This is a genomic window from Caldimonas taiwanensis NBRC 104434, assembly GCF_001592165.1.
GTDB classification, from domain to species: domain Bacteria; phylum Pseudomonadota; class Gammaproteobacteria; order Burkholderiales; family Burkholderiaceae_C; genus Caldimonas; species Caldimonas manganoxidans.
In genome coordinates this window covers 1-19,592 of sequence record NZ_BCWK01000002.1, presented here as the reverse complement: position 1 = coordinate 19,592, position 19,592 = coordinate 1, and the positions used below count along the sequence as shown (strand labels likewise).

Sequence of the window (19,592 nt, the reverse complement as noted above, 5' to 3'; positions counted from 1 at the left end):
CGGGCTTACTTTTTGGCGGGGAAGATGGCGCGTTCGGCCGCCGGTGGCAAGAAGCTGCCATTCCACACGGCGTCGGGGTCCACGCGCGTCTTGGTGTTGAAGGCGTCGCCCACTTGGCTGGCCATCAGCGCCAGGCGCGGCTTGCTCACGTCGCCGAAGCCGTCGGCACGTGCATCGTCGGTGACGATGGACGAGGTGATGGCCAGGCGCAGGCGGCGCTCTTCCAGGGCTGGGTTGATGATGCCGTCACGCTCCTTGACCACGTCGATGGCCGCTTTGGGATGGGCCAAGACTTCTTTGGCGGCCTTGGTGAAGGCCCGCAAGAAGGCTTTGACGGCCTCGGGATTCTTTTTGAGGAATTCCTCCGAGGCGATGATGGCGTTGCCATAGAGCTTGACGCCGTATTGCGCATACGGCATCACATGGATGTCCTCGGGCTTGACGCCGCGGGCTTCCAGGTTGAGCAGGGAGGTGAAGTAAAAGCCGGTGATGGCATCCACGTCACCGCGTGCCAGCATGGTTTCACGCAGCGGCGGGTCCATGCTGATCCAGTTGACGTTGCCGACTTGGTTGGCCTTCTGGAAGATCGGGAAGGCCCGCCGGCCCGCGTCGAAGACCGGGGCGCCGAGTTTCTTGCCGGTGAGGTCGGCCGGGGTCTTGATGCCGGTCTTCTTCAGCGAGAACACGGCCGCTGGGGTGTTGTTGTAGACCATCATCACCGCCACCGGTTTGTTCGGTGCGGTGGGATTGTTGGCATGGAACTCCATCAGCGCGGCGATATCGGCAAAGCCCATGTCATAAGTGCCCGAGGCCACACGGTTGACGGCATTGCCCGAACCATTGCCGGCATCGATGGTGACGTTGAGCTTCTCGGCCTTGAAGTGGCCTTTGGCCACCGGCCATAGGAAGAAGGCCGAAGGGCCTTCGAAGCGCCAGTCGAGCTGGAATTTGATGGCCGTGTCTTGGGCTTGGGCGAGCGGGGCGGCCGCAGCCAGCGTCAGGGCGGCGGCCAGGCCGAGCAGGCGACGCTTGGTCGAGCAGGGAAGGCAGTGCGTCATGGGTGCGATCTCCGACAAGAGGATGGAACGGCTGGAGCAAGTTTCATGCACAGCGGATGCGTCGGCCTGCGGCTGCGTCCGGTCATGGATCGGGGGCTTGCGGTCGCAAGACGGCGGCCAGGTCATCGACGCGCGGATGCAGCCTGAGGTTGCGTTCCACGCTGTCCAGATGTTCCAGCATCAACTTGGTGGCCGCGCGAGCGTCGCCTCGTTCCAGGGCATCGACGATGGCCACATGCTCGGCTTGTGATTGTTCGGCCGACAGCGAGGATTGGTACATCAAGGAAATCAGCGAGCTGCGCGAGACCAGGTCGTGCAGCATCTCGGCCAGCACGTCGTTGCCGAGCATGCGGGCCAGCACCACGTGAAAGTCCGCCAGCAAATGGGTGCGGCCGGGCACGTCGGTGCGTTGGATGGCGGCCTGTTCTGCGTGGAGGTGTTCCCGCAGTTGGGCGATTTGTGCGGGGGTGATGCGGGAGGCCAGGCGTTTGATCATGACCGATTCGAGCATCTGCCGCACTTCGAAGACTTGGCGGGCTTCTTCGACGCTGGGCTGTGCCACGAAGGCCCCGCGGGCGGGTTCGAGGGTGACCAGCTTGTCGCGGCTGAGCTGGTTCAGCGCTTGGCGCACCAGGGTGCGCGAGACTTGAAAGATGTCGGCGATCTTCTGTTCGGCCAGCTTGGTGCCGGGCATCAGGCGACGCTCGACGATGGCCGCGGTGATGGCCGCGACGATGCGCTCGGTCGCATGACCCGCGGATGCGGGGGCCGCACGCCGGCGGTCGGAGGCGGCCAGAGAGTCCAGCGCCGCAGCGGTGCGCGCTGGCGTCCGGCGCGCGGCGCGACGTGGGGTCGAACGGGAGGCAGGAGCGATTCGAGACATGGTGCATTCAAGACGTGCACCATACTGTATACACCATCGCCAACGCTGCCATCCGCACGGACCCGCACCAGCGTCGTGACCGATACGGCAGGGACGAGCGCGGCGGCGGTGCTCCGCTTACACAGGGATGAGCCGGGCCCCCGTGGGGCAGGCCCGCTCAGCGGCGCATCAGCGTGGACTTGCCGAACAGGCTGGCGATCAGCTCGACGGCCACCTCGGCGGTCTGGTTGCGCACGTCCAGCGCCGGGTTGAGTTCGACCACGTCCAGCGAGCCCAGGCGGCCGGTGTCGGCGATCATTTCCATGCACAACTGGGCCTCGCGGTAGCTCGGCCCGCCGCGCACCGTGGTGCCCACCCCGGGGGCGATGTCGGGATCGAGGAAGTCCACGTCGAAGCTCACGTGCAGGTGGGTTTGCGCATCGAGCAGGGCCAGGGCCATCTCCATGGTGTGGCGCATGCCCATCTCGTCGATGTAGCGCATGTCGAAGACTTCGAGGTTTTCTGCATGCACGAAGTGCTTCTCACCGGCATCCACGCTGCGGATGCCGATCTGGCGCACCATTTGGGGGCGGATCGCTGGACACTGGCCGCCCAGATGGGTCAGCGCCTGGGGACCATGGCCGCACAGCACGGCCACGGGCATGCCGTGGACATTGCCGGTGGGCGTGAGCGTGTTGGTGTTGAAATCGGCATGCGCATCGAGCCACAGCACGCGCAGCTTTTTGCCGGTTTCTCGGCAGTGACGCGCCACGGCGCTGATCGAGCCGATGCCCAGGCAATGGTCTCCCCCCAGCAGGATCGGCAGGCGGTTTTGCTGCAGTTCGGCGTACACGGCTTCATGCACGGCTTGGTTCCAGGCGACCACTTCGTCGAGGTGTCGGTAGCCGTCCACGGGGGGTTGCCAGGGGTTGGGGGGGCCGGCCAGATTGCCCCGGTCGATGACTTCGCAGCCTTGGGCTTCGAGGACGGGCTGCAGTTGTGCCACACGCAGGGCTTCGGGCCCCATGGAGGCTCCACGGGCGCCGGCACCCACGTCGGTGGGAGCGCCAATGAGGCTGACGGCTTTGGGGGGACGCTGCATGGTGAGATCAGAAATCGTCGGCAAAGGCACCGCTGGTGCTGGGCGGTGCATCCAGGCCATAGGCTTCGGCAATGGCTTGCCAGGCTTCTTCGGCGGTCTCGACGTACTGGAACAGCTGTAGATCTTCGGGCGCGATCATGCCTTCTTCGACGAGCACGTCGAAGTTGATGAGGCGGCTCCAGAACTCGCGTCCGAACAGCAGCACCGGACGCTTGCGACTCTTGCGAGTTTGTACCAGCGTGAGCACCTCGAACAGTTCGTCGAGCGTGCCGAAGCCCCCGGGAAAACACACCAGGGCAATGGCCCGCATCAGGAAGTGCATCTTGCGCAGGCCGAAATAGTGGAACAGGAAGCACAACTGCGGGGTGATGTAGGGGTTGGGCTCCTGTTCGTGGGGCAGCACGATGTTCAGGCCGATGCTCTTGCCGCCGGCTTCATGGGCGCCGCGGTTGCCGGCCTCCATGATGCCGGGGCCGCCGCCGGTGACCACGTAGATCGGCGGGCTCAGGCGCTTGGACGCCTCGGTGACCAGGGCGGCGAAGCGACGTGCTTCTTCGTAGTAATGCGACATGCGCAGACGCGATTGCGCCCGTGCGATGGCTTGGGCATCCCCACTGCGTTGCGCCTGCTCCAGGGCTTGGCGTGCGACATCGGCGGGCAGGATGCGGGCGCTGCCGAAGATCACGATCGTCGACTCGATCCCGTGCTGCTGTTGCACCAACTCGGGTTTGAGCAGTTCGAGCTGCATGCGCACCGGGCGCAATTCCTCGCGCAGCAGGAAGTCCTCGTCGATGAACGCCAGGCGGTAGGCGCTGTCGGGGCCGCCGTAGCGGGGCAGGCTGGCCAGGGCGGCCGCGTCGTCCTGGGCCGTCGGAAAGTTGCGGGCTTTGAGTTCCTGGCGCTTGTCGTCCATGCCGGGCTTGTGTCGTCGTCGGGGTAAAGGGTCGAAAGCTTAGCGGATGCCGGCTTCGGCCGCGGGCTGGGTCTGTGATGACCGTGCATGGCACACCGGGCATTCGGGATGACGAGCCACGCGGATCTCGGTCCATTCCATGCGACGGGCATCGAGCATCTGCAGCCGCCCGGCCAGCGACCCTCCCACGCCAGCCAGCAATTTGAGCGCTTCGGCGGCTTGCATGCTGCCGATGATGCCCACCAGCGGTGCGAACACGCCCATCGTGGCGCAGCGCACCTCTTCGAAGGACTGGTCGGGCGGGAACACGCAGGCATAGCAGGGGCTGGCCGCATCGCGCGGGTCGTACACGGCGATCTGGCCGTCGAAGCGGATGGCCGCACCGGCCACCAGCGGTTTGCCGTGCGCCACGCAGGCGCGGTTGATGGCGTGACGGGTGGCAAAGTTGTCGGAGCAGTCGAGCACCACGTCGGCGGTGGCCACCAGTTGGTGCAAGCGGGCTTCGTCGGCGCGCTCGCACAGGGCCTGCACCTGCACGTCAGGGTTGATCGACGCGATGCGCTGCGCTGCCGACTCGGCCTTGGGCCGACCCAGCCGCGAGAGGTCATGGAGGATCTGACGCTGCAGATTGGTCAGGTCCACGGTGTCGTGGTCCACCACCGTGAGGCGGCCCACGCCGGCGGTGCCCAGATAGTAGGCCACCGGCGAGCCCAGGCCGCCGGCGCCGATCACCAACGCATGGCTGTCGAGCAGGCGTTGCTGGCCATCCACGCCGAGCTCTTCGAGCAGGATGTGGCGGCTGTAGCGCAAGAGCTGGTCGTCGTTCATGCTGGCAGCATAAGGCGAAAACGCCCGCACGAGGCGGGCGCGTGGCGTGTCTGGGGTTGCGGCGCGGGATCAGTTGGATTGGGTGCTGTCGGGCTTGCGCTCGGTCAGTGTCTTGGAGAGGATCACGGGCTGCCCCTTGAGTCGGTTGAGGGCTTGCTGCAGCTGGAAGTCCTCGGCGCTGCCGAACTCGGGCAGGGTGCGCTGCGGCACTTGGCTTTGCCGAGCGGCTTCTTCTTCGAGGCGCTTGAGCGCTTCCTCGCGCGCTTTGGCGCGCGCCGGGTCCTGTTTGTCGCCATGGTCGTTTTCGAGATGGCGCGTGAGATCGACCTCGCGCGTGCGCAGGGCGCTGAACACATTGCCCTCGGGGGTTTCGTCGATCATCAGGTCGGGCACGATGCCCGTGGCTTGGATGGAGCGCCCGGAAGGGGTGTAGTAGCGCGCGGTCGTCAGCTTCAGCGCCGTGTCGGCCGTCAGTTGGCGCACCGTCTGCACCGACCCCTTGCCGAAGGTTTGCGAGCCCATGATGATGGCGCGCTTGTGGTCTTGCAGGGCGCCGGCGACGATCTCGCTGGCCGAGGCCGAGCCTTCGTTGACCAGCACCACCAGCGGCACGGTCTTGACCGCCTCGGGCAAGCGGCGCAGGGGGTCGCTGCCGCCGCGGCGCACGTAGTATTCCGGCGCGGCCTTGAAGGTGGCCTTGGACTCGGGGATCTGGCCGTTGGTGGTGACCACGACCGCATCACGCGGCAAGAAGGCGGCCGACACGGCCACCGCGCCTTCGAGCAGGCCGCCTGGGTCGTTGCGCAGGTCCAACACCAAGCCTTTCATGTGCGGCTCGGCCTTGAACAGCTCTTCGAGCTTGCGGGCGAAGTCTTCGATGGTGCGGTCTTGGAACTGACTGATGCGCAGCCAGGCATAGCCGGGCTCGACGATGCGTCCGCGCACGCTTTGCACGCGGATTTCCTCGCGGGTGATCGTCACCGGGAAGGTGCGGCTTTCGCTCTTGCGGAAGATCGTCAGAATGACTTTGGTGTTGGGCTCACCGCGGATGCGTTTGACCGCCTGGTCGATGGTCATGCCTTTGACCGGGGTGTCGTCGATGCGGGTGATCAGGTCGCCGGTTTTCAGGCCGGCGCGGAAAGCCGGCGAGCCTTCGATGGGCGACACCACACGCACCAGGCCGTCTTCCATGCCGATTTCGATGCCCACGCCGACGAAGCGGCCGCTGGTGCCTTCCCGGAATTCCTTGAAGCTCTTTTTGTCGAAGTATTGGGAATGCGGGTCCAACCCTGAGACCATGCCGCTGATGGCATCGGTGATGAGCTTTTTCTCATCCACCGGTTCGACATAGTCGGATTTGATCATGCCGAACACCGCGGCCAGCTGCTGCATCTCTTCCAGCGGCAGCGGCGCCAGAGCATTGCGCGCCGTGGCCTGCAGCTGCATCGTGGTGAGGGCACCGGCCAGGGCTCCGATGGCCACCCAGCCTGCGATCTTGAATTTGGCACCCATGACGGTCCTGGTCCTTTTCAGCGAAACCGCGTTGCTGCCATAAGGCACAAATGAGGCACAACACGTGACACTCAGTATAGGGTCAGGCTGTTGGCTTGGACGCCCTCAGGGGCAGGAAAGTTGCACGGGCAGTGCCCCGGGAGGCCCTCAGGGTTGGCGCGGAAAGGTCACGACGTGATCGACCTCGGGGCGGATGCCGATCCAATCGCCCACGGCATGGTCGTGATGGGACGGCACATGGGCCAGAATGATCTCTCCGCTGGCCAGCCGCAGGGTGTAGAGGAATTCGGCGCCACGGAATGCTTTGCGCTCGATCCGAGCTTTCACCGGGGCCTGGTCGTCGTGGACGATGTCGTCGGCGCGCAGCAGCACGTCGCATTCGCCGCCTGGGTAGGCGCTGGGCAGCGGGCATTCCTCCACATCGACCAGGTCGCCCAGTGGGGTGCGCACCACCGGTCCGCCGGGCTGCTGCACGATGCGCGCCGGGGTGAAAACCCCGTGTCCGATGAAGTCGGCCACGAAGCGGGTGGCCGGCCGGTGGTAGAGCTGGTAGGCAGTGTCCCATTGTTCCAGCTGGCCTTGGTGCATCACGCCGATCAGGTCGGCCACGGCGAAGGCCTCCATCTGGTCGTGTGTGACGAGCAAGGCGGTGGTGCCCGAGCGCTTCAAGATGCCGCGCACCTCTTGGGCCAGGCGCTCTCGCAGGTCCACGTCGAGGTTGGAGAAGGGTTCGTCCAGCAGCAGCAGGCGCGGGGCCGGAGCCAGGGCCCGGGCCAGCGCGATGCGCTGTTGCTGCCCCCCGGACAGCTGATGCGGGTAGCGGGCCGCCTCCGGGCCCAGGCCGACGAGCTCGAGCATTTCGGCCACGCGGGCCTCGCGCTGGCGGCGTGGCAGGTGGGCGATGCCAAAGGCGACGTTCTCGCTGACGTTGAGGTGGGGAAAGAGGGCGTAATCCTGGAACACCATGCCTATGCGCCGCTGCTCGGGCGGCAGATGCACTGCGGGCTGCCCGGGCTGGGCGGCGCTGAGCACTTGCTGGCCAATGGCGATGCGCCCGCCGGCGATGCGTTCGAGCCCCGCGATGGCACGCAGCATCGAGGTTTTGCCGCAACCCGATGGGCCGATGAGCGCACCGATCTGTCCTTCGGGCAGGACCAGGCTGAGCCCCTGCACGGCAGGATGGGAAGACTGCGCGCTGGCATAGCGCACGCAAAGTTGCTGTATCTCGAGAAACATGGGAATGACGGTCGGTGGCGTGATGGCCTGCCGGACGCGGACGCCGAGGGGCGGACGGGACAACCCCTATGATAGAGCCTTCAAAACAAATGATTACTTTTCGCATTCCGGCCTGACCTGGGTCAGGACTGCCGGCGGGCTTTGTCCCGGCTGGCCCGGCCTGCGCCTTTTGCCATGCGATTGCTGAGCCTCGTGACCCTGGTGCTGGCTTTGCCGGTGTTGGCGATCTTCGGTTCCTGGCTGAGCTTCGATGCCGCCAGCCTGGAGGTGTTGCGGCATCAGGCCAGCACCGTGTTGCCAAGCTATGCCTGGACCTCGCTGTGGCTGTCGCTGTGGGTGGCGCTCGGGGTGGCGGTGGTCGGCGGGCTGACGGCGGCGGCCGTGACCTTGTTCGATTTTCCGGGGCGGCGCATCTTCGAGTGGGCGCTGTTGCTGCCCTTGGCCATGCCCGCCTATGTGCTGGCGTATGCCTATACCGACTTCCTGCAGTACAGCGGACCGCTGGAGACCGCCTGGCGGGCCTGGAGTGGCTCGTCGCAGCGCTTGTTGCCCGATGTGCGCAGCCTGTGGGGGGCGGTGCTGATGTTCGTTTTTTGCCTGTATCCCTATGCCTATCTCTTGACGCGCGCGGCCTTGGCCGAGCGCGGCGTGCAGTTGATGGAGGCGGCTCGTCTGTTGGGCGCCGGGGTGGTGCGCCGGGTGCGCACCGTGGCGCTGCCCTTGGCCCGCCCGGCGCTGGCGGCGGGCGTCGCTTTGGCCCTCATGGAAACCCTGGCCGATTTTGGGGTGGTGTCTTACTTTGGCCTGAACACCTTCACCACGGGCATTTACCGGGCCTGGTTGTCGATGGACGATCGGGTGGCGGCCGCGCAGTTGGCCACGGTGCTGCTGCTGGTGGTGGCCGTGCTGCTGTGGCTGGAACGCCGCGCCCAGCGCCGGCTGCGCTTTGCCACGGCCCGGCCCGGCGCAGCCCAGGGGCCCGAGGCCCGGCCGATCGTGCTGCGGGGCCGGCATGCGGCCTGGGCCTGGGTCCTGTGCGCGCTGCCGGTGTTGCTGGGCTTCGTGCTGCCGGTGGGGGTGTTGCTGCACCTGCTGTGGCAGGAGGCGCGTTACGCCGAGCTGGGCCTGCCCTGGGCACGCTTTGCGCAATGGGGCTGGACGAGTTTGCGGCTGGCGGCCCTGGCGGCCTTGGCGGCCGTGGGCCTGGCGCTGGCGCTGGCCTTTGCGCAGCGCGATCGGCCGGGCCCCGTGTTGCGAGCCATGGCTCGGGTGGTGTCTTTGGGCTATGCGGTCCCGGGGGCCGTGATCGCGGTGGGCATCTTGTTGCCGGCCGCCTGGGTGCAGGCTTATTGGCCCGACAGCGGGGCGACGGCTTGGGTCACCGGCACCGCCCTGGGGCTGATTTATGCCTACCTCGTGCGGTTTTCGGCGGTGGCTTTGCAATCGGTGGAATCGGGCTATGCCCGCATTCCCACGACGTTGGACGAGTCGGCGCGCATGCTGGGGGCCACCCGCTGGCGTTTGCTGGGACGCCTGCACCTGCCGCTGCTGCGGCGCTCGGCGCTGGCCGCCGCACTGCTGGTGTTCGTCGATGTGATGAAGGAGCTGCCGGCGACCTACGTGCTGCGGCCGTTCAACAGCGACACGCTGGCGGTGATCGCCTACCAAATGGCCAAAGACGAGCGCTTGGGCGAGGCGGCCCTGCCCTCGCTGGCCATCGTGCTGGTGGGCTTGCTGCCGGTCATCTTGCTGTCGCGTGCGTTGCGCCAGCGCGGCTGAGGCACGCGCTGCCGGCGGCTCGAGGGGGCGTGCAAAGGTCTCGGGTGGCTTCTTTGTGCCGGGGCGAGGCGCACGCAAGGCCCTCAGGCACGGTAGCATGCGACGCCTGCCCCACACACTTGTGCGATGGATGCTTTGCCCGCCCACCCGCCCGAGCGCCCGGTGTTTTATCGGCGCCTGGCCGACCTCGTGCTGGTGCTGGGCGTGCTGGCCAGCGTCTTGGGCTGGCGCCACAGCGCCCAGACACTGCGGGACGAGCATGACCGGCAGTTCGACGCGGTGGCCAGCGAGAAAGTGGCGCGTATCGTGGACTCGGTGGAGCGCTACATGGATTTGGCCGGTAGCCTGTCGGCCCTGTTCGAGGCCAGCCAGCACGTCAGCCGGCGCGAATTCCATGAACACTTCCGATCGCTGCGGGCGCTGGATCGGTATCCGGCCTTGCAGGCGCTGCAGTACGCGCCTCGTGTGAGCCATGCCGAACGGGCGCAATTCGAGGCATCGGTGCGGGCCGACACCAGCCTCTCGCCCCAGGGCTATCCCGAGTTCCGCATCCATCCGCCGGGGCAGCGCGACGAGTACTTTCCGGTGCTCTACAACGAGCCGATGCAAGGCAATGAGGCGGCTTTGGGTCACGACCAGGCCGCCGAGGCGACTCGACGCGCGGCACTGGAGCGGGCCCGAGACACGCGGCGGCCGGCCCTGTCGGCCCCGCTGATGCTGCAGCAAAAGGTCGAGCCCACCCGCGGCTTCGTGATCCGCTCGGCGTTGTTTGCCGAACCGTCGGCGACGCAGGACGGCGCTGGCGAGCCGGTGCATGTGGGGCAGGTCAGCGTGGTGTTGCGCGCGGCAGATTTGTTGCGCTATGCATTGGTCGACCACGATGCCAGCCGTTATCACGTGCGCATCACCGACATCGGCGATCAAAACTACCGCAGTGGTCAGCCGGTGGAACCGCGCGCGGTGGTGCTGCGCGGCGACGAGGTCTGGTCCTATCCTTACGAGCCGCCGCCGCAGGTCCAGCCCGAGGATCAGCGGGTCCATGTGAAGGCCCTCGGGGGGCGGATGTGGGAGGTGGTGATCACGCGCCGCCCGATCGATGTGTACACCGAGCCTTATCCGTTGACGGTGCTGCTGGGCGGGGTGGCCGGCTCCATCGTGTTGTGGATGGCCCTGCGGGTGTTCGCCGGTCGCTACACGCGGGCCACCGCCTTGGCGCGCTACCTGAGCCGCCAAGCCAAGGAGAGCGAAGCGCGGCTGCGCAGCGTGATCGACGGCACGGTCGATGGCATCATCACGTTCGACCATGACGGGCGCATCGTCGATGTGAATGCAGCGGCCGCGCGCATGTTCGGCGCCACCGAAGCGCAGTTGCGTGGCGCCAGTGTCAACGAGCTGTTGCCACCGACCGACACCGCCCGTGAAGGTGCCGGTGTGGCCTTGGCCTGGGCGGCCGGCCCGGTGCGCGAGGTGACCGGGTTGCGCCGCGATGGGCTGCTCTTTCCTTTGGAGTTGGCCGTCAGCGACGTGCAGCTCGATGGCCGGCCCCATCGAGTGGCCATGCTGCGCGACATCAGCGAGCGGCGCGCCACCGAACTGGCCATGGAGGAGTCGCAACGCCAGCTGCGCCGTGCCGATGCTTTGCGGCGCACCATATACGACAGCGCTCCCTTTGCGATCGTGGCGCTCGATCTGCGCGGCGTGATCCAGGCGATGAACCCGGCGGCCGAGATGCTGCTGGGCTACAGCGCCGATGAACTGGTCGGGCGCGCCACGCCGGCCCTCTATCACGATCCGCAGGAGATCGCGCTGCGGGCCTCGCAGCTCAGCGCCGAGCTGGGCGAGCCGGTGCCTGCGGGGGTGGAGGTGTTCATCGCCCGCGCCAGGCGGGGCCGTCCGGACGAGCGTGAGTGGACCTGTATCCGCAAAGACGGTCGTCGCACGCCGGTGATCCTGGTGATGACGGCTTTGAGCAACGAGGCCGGCGAGCCGGCGGGCTATCTGGGCATCTCCTATGACGTGACCGAGCGCAAGCGCGCCGAGGAGCACATCCGCCACATGGCGCACCACGATGCCTTGACCGACCTGCCCAATCGCGTGTTGCTGCAAGAGCGCCTGAGTGCGGCCCTCACGCGGGCGCGTCGCGAGAGCGACTGCGTGGCGCTGATGTTCATCGATCTGGACCGGTTCAAGAACATCAACGATTCGCTGGGTCATCACGTGGGCGATGGCATCCTGAGGATCGTGGCCGAGCGTCTGCGTGCCACGGTGCGCGCCTCGGACACGGTGGCCCGCATGGGCGGCGACGAGTTCGTCGTGCTGCTGCCCAAAGTGGCGCATGTGGACGACTGCCAACTGGTGGCGCGCAAGATGATCGCCGCGCTGGGGGCTCCCATGCAGGTGGGGCCTCATTTGCTGCGGGTCACCCCCTCCATCGGCGTGGCGACCTTCCCCGAAGCGGGCAGCGACCCGGCCACTTTGATGCGTGCGGCCGATGCGGCGATGTACCACGCCAAAGCGGCCGGGCGCAACAACGTCAAGTTCTACGATGAGAGCATGACGCGCGACTCGGCTGATCGTCTGCGCATGGAGAATGATCTGCATGAGGCCATCGATCGCGGCGAGATGCGGGTGTATTACCAACCGCAGTTCGACTGTGCCAGTGGCGCGCTGGTGGGCGCGGAGGCCTTGCTGCGCTGGGAACGGCCGGGCCACGGCCTGGTGCCGCCTGGCGAGTTCGTCATGCTGGCCGAGGACACGGGGCTGATCGTGCCCATCGGGGCCTGGGTGCTGCGAGAAGCGTGCATGCAGGCGCGCCGCTGGGAGCAGGCGACGGGCCAGCCTTTGCGCGTGGCCGTGAACCTCTCACCGCGCCAACTCGAGTCGGAGGATTTGCTTCAGACGGTGGCAGGCGCCTTGGAGGCCGCGGCCTTGCCGGCCTGGCGTCTGGAGCTGGAAATCACTGAAAGCGCCATCGTGCGCGACACCCTGTCCACGGCCACGGTGTTGGCGCGGCTGCGCGCTTTGGGCATCTCGATTGCGATCGACGACTTTGGCATTGGCTACTCCAGCCTGGCCTACCTGCGCGAGCTGCCGGTGGACAAGTTCAAAATCGACCGGTCTTTCCTGGTCGGGGTGCCGGGCTCTTCGAGCGACGCGCGCCTGACCGCCGCGGTGATCGCGATGGCCCACACCCTGCAGGTGGGGCTGGTGGCCGAAGGGGTGCAGACGCGCGAGCAGCTGGATTTCTTGCGTGAACATGGCTGCCACGAAGCCCAGGGCCATTACCTGGGCCGGCCGATGCCGGCCGAGGACTTCGAGGCGCTCATCCGCCGGGTGGGCGTGACGGCCGCGGCGCCGAGCTGAGCGGGCCGCCTGCGGCTCAGCCCAGCAGGTCCAGCAGCGTGCGCGCCACGACTTTGGTGGCACGGCGCAGGTCCTCCAGCACGATGTGCTCGTCGGCGCGCTTGGCATTGCTTTCGCGCACGGTGCGCGGGCCGGCGCCGTAGATGGCTGCCGGAATGCCCTGGGCGCCGAACAGGCGCACATCGGTGTACAGCGGCGTGCCCGAGGTGGGAATCGGTTCACCGAAGATCGCTTCACCATGGCGTTGCAACGCTTGCACCAACGGGGCGTTGCGCGCGTCGGGCTTCCAGGCGTGGGCCAGCAACAGGCGTTTGATCTCGACCGTGAGGCCGGGCATGCCGGCGGCGGCCTCGGTGATGAGGCGGCGGATCTCGGTCTCGACTTCGACCGGGTCTTCTTCGGGGATCATGCGCCGGTCCAGGCGCAACACCACTTTGCCGGGCACGACATTGGTATTGGTGCCGCCCTCGATGCGACCGACGTTGAGGTAGGGATGGGTGATGCCCGGCACTTGCGAGCGCACGGCCCGGTAGCGCTCGTTCTGGGCGTACAGCGCTTGCAGGATGCGCACGGCGCCTTGCAGCGCATCGACACCGGTGTCGGGGATGGCCGCATGGGCCATCACGCCATGCACGGTGACTTCCATCTGCAAGCAGCCATTGTGGGCGGTGACCACTTGGTAGCTGAAGCCGGCAGCCAGCAGGTAGTCCGGACGGGTCAGCCCCTGGCGCAGCAGCCAGCCCGGGCCGAGTTCACCGCCGAATTCCTCGTCATAGGTGAAGATCAGCTCCACACCGCCTTTGAGCGCGACGCCCAGCGACTCCAGCGCGCGCACCGCGAAGGTGTAGGTGCTGAAATCGCTTTTGCTCACCGCGGCGGCACGCCCGTAGAGGCGGCCCTCGACGATCTCGCCGCCGTAGGGGTCGTGCGTCCAGCCCTCGCCGGGGGGCACCACGTCACCATGGGCATTGAGCGCCACGATGGGGCCTGCGCCATAGCGGCGTCGCACGATCAGGTTGGTGATCGATTGCAGGCCATAGGCGCGCACCTCGTCGGCGGGCACCGGGTGCTTCTCGGCAGGCAGGCCGAAGCTGGCGAGCCACTGCGCCGTGTGTTCGGCATGCGGGGCGTTGTCGCCCGGCGGAGTGTCGGTGGGCACGCGCACCAGCGCTTGCAGGAAGCGCACCTGTTCGTCGAAGTGGGCGTCGATCCAGGCATCCAGGGCCTGGTACAGGTCGGGCGAAGTCATGAGAGTTCCGCGCAGAGGTGATCGAGCAGGTGCTGGAAGGCGCGCACGCACAGCTCGGCATCATCGCTGGTGATGGATTCCAGCGGGTTGTGGCTGATGCCGGCGTTTTGGCCCCGTAGAAAGAGCATGGCCTGGGGCAGGATCTCATGCAGCTTCATCGCATCATGACCGGCGCCGCTGGGCATTCGGTGCACGGGCAGGCCCAGGGCCTGGACGGCGCGTTCCCAACGCTGCTGCCAGACGGGATCGGACGGGGCCGCCGCAGCGCGCATGGTTTCTTCGATGCGATGGCGCAGCCCGCGACGCTGGCAGATGCGATCGAGCTCGGCCAGCACGTCGGCGGCACAGGCATCGCGCACCGCATCGGTGGTGGCGCGGATGTCCAGGCTGAAGCGGCAGCGACCGGGCACCACGTTGATCGAGCCGTGAGGCACCTCCAGGATGCCCATGGTGCCCACCAGGTCCGGCACGGCCGCAGCGCGACGTTCGAGATAAAGGGCCAGCTCGGCCGCTGCGGCGGCGGCATCCCGGCGCAGACCCATGGGCGTGGTGCCGGCGTGGCTGGCCATGCCGAGGATCTCCCCCATGTAGCGCACACCACCGTTGATCGAGGTGACCACGCCCAGCGGCAGGTCCAACTCGTTGAGCACCGGGCCCTGCTCGATGTGGACTTCCACGAAGCCGAGATAGCGCTTGGGGTCGCGCCGCAGCTTGGGGATGTCCTCGATGCACAGGCCGGCGCGCTGCATGGCTTGGCGCATCGTGATGCCCTCGGCATCGGCCTGGTCGAGCCAGCGCATGTCGAACTGGCCGACCAAGGCCCCCGATCCGAGGAAGACGGCTTTGTAGCGCTGGCCTTCTTCTTCGGCGAAGGCCACCACCTCCACACCGTAAGGCAACCGCCGGCCCTGGCGCGAGAGCTCGCGCACGCAGGCCATCGGCACGAAGATGCCCAGGCGGCCGTCGTACTTCCCGCCATTGCGCACGGTGTCGTAGTGGCTGCCGGTCAGCAGGTACTTCGCCAAGCCGCCGCGTTCAGGGTGATAGCGGGCCACCACGTTGCCCACGGCGTCGATGTCCACCTCGTCGAAGCCGCAGTCGGCGCGCATCCAGTGCGCGATGCGTTGGGCGCAGGCGCGATGGGCGTCGCTGAGGTAGGTCACGGTCAGTTCGCCACGCTCGGCATAGCCGGGCTCGCTGTGCTCGGCGAGTCGTTCGGCCCAATCCCACACCAGGTGGCCCAGTTGGGGCTCGCAGCCGAACTTGTCGTTGAGCCGCAGCTCGGCGATGCGATGGATGTTGCGCAGGGCTTCGGCGAACTCGAAATCGATCGGGTTGTCCAGCCGGCGTGCGAAGGTGGCGATGATCTCGGACTTGTCCAGCCCCGTGCCACGCGGGCCGCGCACGGCCAGGATGAAAGGGAAGCCGAACTTGGCGTTGTACTGGGCGTTGAGCCGCTGCAGCGTGTCGAATTCCTCGGGCGTGCACTGCGTCAGGCCCGCTTTGCGCTGCTCGTGGGTCGACTCGGCAGTCAGCGTGCGGCTGACCATGGCGCGTCCGGCCAGTTCGGGGTGGGCGCGGATGAGTTGGAGCTGCTCGTCCCGAGAGGCTTGGCGCACCACCTCGACCAGCGTTCGCTTGAGCTGGGCCACGGTGGCAAAGGGCCGCCGCGCGGCCGCGCGCTCGGCGATCCAAGGCGAGTGCTCGTACGTGCCGTCCAGCAGCGCGACGAATTCGGCCGGGCTGGCGGTGTTGAGTTGGTCCAGGGTCAAGGGCATGGCGCTCACTCCCACACGAAGGCGGTGGCAGGGTCGAAGGGGTGCGTGGCCTTCCAGTGACGCGCGATGTCGATGCGCCGAGTCACCCATACCCGATCGTGCCGCTCGATGTGGTCGAGGAAGCGCTGCAGCGCGCGCATGCGACCGGGCCGACCCAGCAGTCGGCAATGCATGCCGATGCTCATCATGGCTGGACGTTCTGCACCTTCGGCGTAATGCACGTCGAAGGCATCGCGCAGGTACTCGAAGAACTCATCGCCGTGGCTGAAGCCCTGCGGCAGCGCAAAGCGCATGTCATTGCAGTCCAGCGTGTAGGGCACCACCAGATGCGGGGCGAGCGTGCCGTCGGACTTGCGCACCTGCAGCCAGAACGGCAAATCGTCGCCATAGTAGTCGCTGTCGTATTCGAAGCCGCCGTAGTCGACCACCAAGCGGCGCGTGTTCGGACTGTCGCGTCCGGTATACCAGCCCAGGGGGCGCTCGCCCAGGAGGTCTTCGATGGCTTGCACGCCCAAGCGCATGTGCTCGCGCTCGGTGGCCTCGTCCACGGTTTGATAGTGGATCCAGCGCCAGCCGTGGCAGGCCACTTCATGGCCCAACTCCTTGAAGGCTGCGCTCACCTCGGGACAGCGCTGCATGGCCATGCCCACGCCGAAGACGGTCAGCGGCAGGCCACGACGCTCGAACTCGCGCAAGATGCGCCACACACCGACCCGCGCACCGTATTCGTAAATGCTCTCCATGCTCAGGTGCCGGGCCGGGTAGGCGGCAGGATTGAACATCTCGGAGAGGAATTGCTCGCTGCCGGGGTCGCCGTGCAGCACCGAGTTTTCCGCGCCTTCCTCGTAGTTGAGCACGAATTGCACGGCCACGCGGGCCTGGCCGGGCCACTGAGCGTGCGGCGGATGGCGGCCGTGGCCACGCAGGTCTCGGGGGTAATGAGGGGGCAGTGGACTCATCGCAAGGCTCGGGCGGGGCGGGTTGAAGTCTGCGGCAATCGGGCCGATCGACTTCGCTAAAGTGTGTGCTAAAGTGTATACAAAAAATCACGGGGCGCAAGCCGCCCTTGCTGGTTGGTGTTCGTTCCGATTTCTGGAGGCAATCATGGGCCATTTGAGCACCCACGTGTTGGACACCATGCATGGCTGTCCGGCCGCAGGCATGAAAGTCACGCTGCAGCGCATCACCGAACAGGGGGCGCAAGCCTTGAAGAGCATCACGCTCAACCACGATGGCCGCAACGATGGCGGCGCTTTGCTCGAGGCGGCTTCGATGAGGCCAGGCCGCTACCGGCTGAGCTTCGAGGTGGCGGCGTACTTCCGCGCCAAGGGGGTGGCGCTTCCCGAGCCGGCGTTTCTGGACGTGGTGTCGGTCGACTTCGGAATCGCCGATGCGGCCGCACGCTACCACGTGCCCTTGCTGGTGAGCCCGTGGTCGTATGCCACCTATCGCGGCTCTTGAGGCGCCTCCTCAGGGAAATTCCCCAGCAGTGCTGTATTCAAAACTGTATACACTTTCTCGTATCGCCGCGGAGCCCGTGTGGTGGGGCCGCTCGAGGTCCTGCGCCGGTTGCGATGTCGTCATCCTCACAGAGCCCGCTGTGGTGAGGTGTTTGCATGGCCTGGTGCCGTGCATGCTCCGAGGGTGAGAGGTCATGGAGTCCTACCTGCTCGACTGGCTGAATTTGTTGCTGCGCTGGGCGCACGTGGTCACGGCGATCGCCTGGATCGGTGCCTCGTTTTATTTCGTCATGCTGGACAACAGCCTGAGCGCGCCGCAGCACGAGGATCTGAAGGCCAAAGGCGTGGACGGCGAGATGTGGGCCGTGCATGGTGGGGGCTTTTACCACTCCAACAAATACCTGGTGGCACCGCGCTGGCTGCCCTTGCCGCGCAACCTGCATTGGTCGTACTGGGAGAGCTATTCCACCTGGTTGACGGGTTTTGCGCTGTTTGCGCTGATGTACTTGTGGCAGGCCAACACGTTTCTGATCGACCGGCAGGTGTATGCCTGGTCGTCGCCGGCTGCGGCTGCCGCGGCGGCGCTGGGCTTCTTGGTGGGTTTTTGGTTGGTCTATGACGCGATCTGCCGCACGCTGGGACAGCGTCGCCATGGTGACCTGGTGGTGGGCTTGCTGGTGGCCGGGTTCATCGTGTTGTCCTCGTGGCTGGCGTGCCAGCTGTTTTCGGGCCGGGCTGCGTTCTTGCTGGTGGGCGCCATGATCGCCACCGCGATGAGCGCCAATGTGTTCTTCTGGATCATTCCCGGGCAGCGCAAGGTGGTGGCGGCCTTGCGCGCCGGGCAGGCGCCCGACCCGGCGCATGGGCGGCGCGGCAAGCAACGCAGCGTTCACAACACCTATTTCACCCTGCCGGTGATCGTGGCGATGTTGTCCAACCACTATGGCTGGCTGTATCAGGGTGAGCACAACTGGGTGGTGCTGGTGGGGCTGATGCTGGCCGGCGCTTTGATCCGGCACAGCTTCGTGGCGCGACACAAGGCGAAGGTGCTGGGGCGGCGCACGCCGTGGGAGCATGCGTTGGTGGGGGTGTTGCTGATGCTGGCCGTGGTGGTGTGGCGTGCGCCAAGCGCCGAGGCATCCAACGCGTCGGCAGCCAAGGCCACGCCGGTGCGCTTCGATCAGGTGCAGCAGGTGCTGCAACAGCGCTGCGTCATGTGTCATAACGAGGCCTTGGCGAGCAAAAACGTCGCGCTGCATACCCCCGAACTGATCGCACAGCATGCGCAGGCGGTGTACCAACAGGTGGTGGTCTTGCGTTTGATGCCTTTGAACAACGCCACCCAGATCACCGAAGACGAGCGCGCGCTGGTCAAACGTTGGTTCGAGCAGGGCGCTCAGGCCCACTGAGTCGGCATGCCGCCATGAGGGGTTGGCCATGTTCCAGCCCCCGCGGATTCACCCCCAGAGGAGACATCGATGAGCGAGACGACGAAAGTCCACCCCGTGGACGAGCAGCTGCCGGCTGGCTGCAGCCCAAGAGGGCTTCGGCATGGCGGTGCTACCGCGATATGTGGCGCATGAATCGATACGCACCGGTGCGCTCGCGCCAGGGGCCAGCAAACGCAAGCCCGTGGTCGACCCTTGAACGGGCTTGGTCCCCCCGGCGGGAATCGAACCCACATCTAGCGCTTAGGAGGCGCTCGTTCTATCCATTGAACTACGGCGGGACACCTGGGACGCGTCATGGTGCACGCCTGTCGATTCCCTCTGTGGCTGCGCGCTGCGTTGATAGCCAGTGCGACCGATGGCCGCCGGTCGCACGGATGGCAAGCAGCATCCAATATCAAGGGAAGCGCCGCACTCAAGTCCGTCGCAAGGGGTAAGCAGTCTACACCAAGACCTTTGATCGCAAGGCTGCTGCTGGGCGTGCCAAAGATCGCCATGCGCCGTGGTGGCATCTTGCGGCATCACAAGGGGCGTCTTAGACGCAGAGCGCCGCTCTGTGCTCATGCGCGACCGCAGAGCCTCCAACAATAAGCAGGGAATGATCGGTGGGGTTCGCTCCTGGTCGGCACGACCATGGGCCATAGGTGAGCGCTGGTGCAACGCTCGATGCGAATCTTTGCGATCGGAATAGGGGACCTCGCCCAAGCCGGTGTCGATATGCGCGTGATTGCTCGCCGCGCGTTGGGTGCGATTACGGGTAGGCGGGCGTTGGTGCGCGTGCTCAGGATCAGGCCATGCGGAAGCGTCTATGAATGAGCCGTGTGCAAACCACCTACTCCCTGCCCCGCTGGTCTAGCGTGGCTTCACCCGCTCGATTGCAACGCTTTGAAACAGCCTGTGCGCAGCCGACTCGGTACGATCGCTTCGGCCGCGCCGCAATGTCGTCGGCGGCCACACAAAAACGCACTCAATCAGGAAGGACCATCCCCATGAGCGCTGCTGCT

At 66.4% G+C, this 19,592-nt stretch carries 14 protein-coding genes and 1 tRNA gene; 4 read left to right on the top strand and 11 right to left on the bottom strand.

Annotated features, from left to right (window positions below; all coding sequences use genetic code 11):
• Positions 1–5: 5 nt before the first annotated feature.
• The 7 genes from CTA01S_RS01770 to CTA01S_RS01740 form a co-directional block, all read right to left on the bottom strand.
• A complete protein-coding gene (locus tag CTA01S_RS01770) occupies positions 6–1,058 on the bottom strand; it encodes an ABC transporter substrate-binding protein (RefSeq protein ID WP_019559701.1) in 1,053 nt (350 codons plus the stop codon).
• Positions 1,059–1,140: 82 nt separating this feature from the next.
• Complete coding sequence (locus tag CTA01S_RS01765) at positions 1,141–1,941, bottom strand: GntR family transcriptional regulator (RefSeq protein WP_157451273.1); 801 nt, start codon at positions 1,939–1,941, stop codon at positions 1,141–1,143.
• A gap of 157 nt (positions 1,942–2,098) precedes the next feature.
• Positions 2,099–3,022: an arginase gene (gene rocF, locus CTA01S_RS01760; RefSeq protein ID WP_062191498.1), complete on the bottom strand. Its 924-nt coding sequence runs from the start codon at positions 3,020–3,022 to the stop codon at positions 2,099–2,101.
• Between the two features lie 7 nt (positions 3,023–3,029).
• Complete coding sequence (locus tag CTA01S_RS01755) at positions 3,030–3,935, bottom strand: LOG family protein (RefSeq protein ID WP_062191493.1); 906 nt, start codon at positions 3,933–3,935, stop codon at positions 3,030–3,032.
• A 39-nt stretch (positions 3,936–3,974) separates the two neighbouring features.
• Positions 3,975–4,763, bottom strand: coding sequence for a HesA/MoeB/ThiF family protein (locus CTA01S_RS01750; RefSeq protein WP_062191492.1), 789 nt, complete (start codon positions 4,761–4,763; stop codon positions 3,975–3,977).
• Between the two features lie 69 nt (positions 4,764–4,832).
• The gene (locus CTA01S_RS01745; protein WP_062191491.1) at positions 4,833–6,275 is read right to left on the bottom strand and encodes a S41 family peptidase; all 1,443 of its coding nucleotides are present in this window, start codon (positions 6,273–6,275) and stop codon (positions 4,833–4,835) included.
• A 147-nt stretch (positions 6,276–6,422) separates the two neighbouring features.
• Positions 6,423–7,511, bottom strand: a complete 1,089-nt coding sequence (locus CTA01S_RS01740) for an ABC transporter ATP-binding protein (protein WP_019559695.1) — start codon at positions 7,509–7,511, stop codon at positions 6,423–6,425.
• 174 nt (positions 7,512–7,685) lie between these two features.
• On the opposite strand from CTA01S_RS01740, the gene CTA01S_RS01735 reads away from it, so the two are divergent.
• Together CTA01S_RS01735 and CTA01S_RS01730 are read left to right on the top strand one after the other, a co-directional pair.
• Entirely contained in the window at positions 7,686–9,290 is a 1,605-nt protein-coding gene (locus CTA01S_RS01735) for an ABC transporter permease (RefSeq protein WP_019559694.1), read from the top strand.
• A gap of 126 nt (positions 9,291–9,416) precedes the next feature.
• Positions 9,417–12,653 carry a bifunctional diguanylate cyclase/phosphodiesterase gene (locus tag CTA01S_RS01730; RefSeq protein WP_062191489.1) on the top strand — a complete coding sequence of 1,079 codons (3,237 nt, stop codon included), beginning with the start codon at positions 9,417–9,419 and terminating at the stop codon, positions 12,651–12,653.
• Positions 12,654–12,669: 16 nt separating this feature from the next.
• On the opposite strand, the gene CTA01S_RS01725 is transcribed toward CTA01S_RS01730, so the two are convergent.
• The 3 genes from CTA01S_RS01725 to puuE are packed head-to-tail and all read right to left on the bottom strand — an operon-like array spanning position 12,670 to position 16,639.
• Complete coding sequence (locus tag CTA01S_RS01725; RefSeq protein ID WP_019559692.1) at positions 12,670–13,902, bottom strand: M20 family metallopeptidase; 1,233 nt, start codon at positions 13,900–13,902, stop codon at positions 12,670–12,672.
• Positions 13,899–15,680, bottom strand: a complete 1,782-nt coding sequence (uraD, locus tag CTA01S_RS01720; RefSeq protein WP_062191487.1) for a 2-oxo-4-hydroxy-4-carboxy-5-ureidoimidazoline decarboxylase — start codon at positions 15,678–15,680, stop codon at positions 13,899–13,901. The genes CTA01S_RS01725 and uraD overlap by 4 nt, the downstream gene beginning before the upstream one ends.
• Positions 15,681–15,685: 5 nt before the next feature.
• On the bottom strand, positions 15,686–16,639 hold the full coding sequence (gene puuE / locus CTA01S_RS01715; protein ID WP_019559690.1) for an allantoinase PuuE: 954 nt from the start codon (positions 16,637–16,639) through the stop codon (positions 15,686–15,688).
• 145 nt (positions 16,640–16,784) lie between these two features.
• Here puuE and uraH point away from each other — a divergent pair, with 145 nt between their 5' ends.
• Positions 16,785–17,141, top strand: coding sequence for a hydroxyisourate hydrolase (uraH, locus tag CTA01S_RS01710; RefSeq protein WP_019559689.1), 357 nt, complete (start codon positions 16,785–16,787; stop codon positions 17,139–17,141).
• 193 nt (positions 17,142–17,334) lie between these two features.
• Positions 17,335–18,549 (top strand): urate hydroxylase PuuD, encoded by a 1,215-nt coding sequence (locus CTA01S_RS01705; RefSeq protein ID WP_062191484.1) that lies wholly within the window; start codon positions 17,335–17,337, stop codon positions 18,547–18,549.
• A gap of 245 nt (positions 18,550–18,794) precedes the next feature.
• Here the strand turns inward: CTA01S_RS01705 and CTA01S_RS01700 are convergent.
• Positions 18,795–18,869 (bottom strand) — tRNA-Arg (locus tag CTA01S_RS01700).
• Positions 18,870–19,592: the final 723 nt, after the last annotated feature.

Excerpts from the sequence above, each read along its gene's own strand:
- CTA01S_RS01770 (WP_019559701.1), bottom strand. The coding sequence starts at position 1,058 with ATGACGCACTGCCTTCCCTGCTCGACCAAGCGTCGCCTGCTCGGCCTG.
- CTA01S_RS01765 (WP_157451273.1), bottom strand. The coding sequence starts at position 1,941 with ATGTCTCGAATCGCTCCTGCCTCCCGTTCGACCCCACGTCGCGCCGCG.
- rocF (WP_062191498.1), bottom strand. The coding sequence starts at position 3,022 with ATGCAGCGTCCCCCCAAAGCCGTCAGCCTCATTGGCGCTCCCACCGAC.
- CTA01S_RS01755 (WP_062191493.1), bottom strand. The coding sequence starts at position 3,935 with ATGGACGACAAGCGCCAGGAACTCAAAGCCCGCAACTTTCCGACGGCC.
- CTA01S_RS01750 (WP_062191492.1), bottom strand. The coding sequence starts at position 4,763 with ATGAACGACGACCAGCTCTTGCGCTACAGCCGCCACATCCTGCTCGAA.
- CTA01S_RS01745 (WP_062191491.1), bottom strand. The coding sequence starts at position 6,275 with ATGGGTGCCAAATTCAAGATCGCAGGCTGGGTGGCCATCGGAGCCCTG.
- CTA01S_RS01740 (WP_019559695.1), bottom strand. The coding sequence starts at position 7,511 with ATGTTTCTCGAGATACAGCAACTTTGCGTGCGCTATGCCAGCGCGCAG.
- CTA01S_RS01735 (WP_019559694.1), top strand. The coding sequence starts at position 7,686 with ATGCGATTGCTGAGCCTCGTGACCCTGGTGCTGGCTTTGCCGGTGTTG.
- CTA01S_RS01730 (WP_062191489.1), top strand. The coding sequence starts at position 9,417 with ATGGATGCTTTGCCCGCCCACCCGCCCGAGCGCCCGGTGTTTTATCGG.
- CTA01S_RS01725 (WP_019559692.1), bottom strand. The coding sequence starts at position 13,902 with ATGACTTCGCCCGACCTGTACCAGGCCCTGGATGCCTGGATCGACGCC.
- uraD (WP_062191487.1), bottom strand. The coding sequence starts at position 15,680 with ATGCCCTTGACCCTGGACCAACTCAACACCGCCAGCCCGGCCGAATTC.
- puuE (WP_019559690.1), bottom strand. The coding sequence starts at position 16,639 with ATGAGTCCACTGCCCCCTCATTACCCCCGAGACCTGCGTGGCCACGGC.
- uraH (WP_019559689.1), top strand. The coding sequence starts at position 16,785 with ATGGGCCATTTGAGCACCCACGTGTTGGACACCATGCATGGCTGTCCG.
- CTA01S_RS01705 (WP_062191484.1), top strand. The coding sequence starts at position 17,335 with ATGGAGTCCTACCTGCTCGACTGGCTGAATTTGTTGCTGCGCTGGGCG.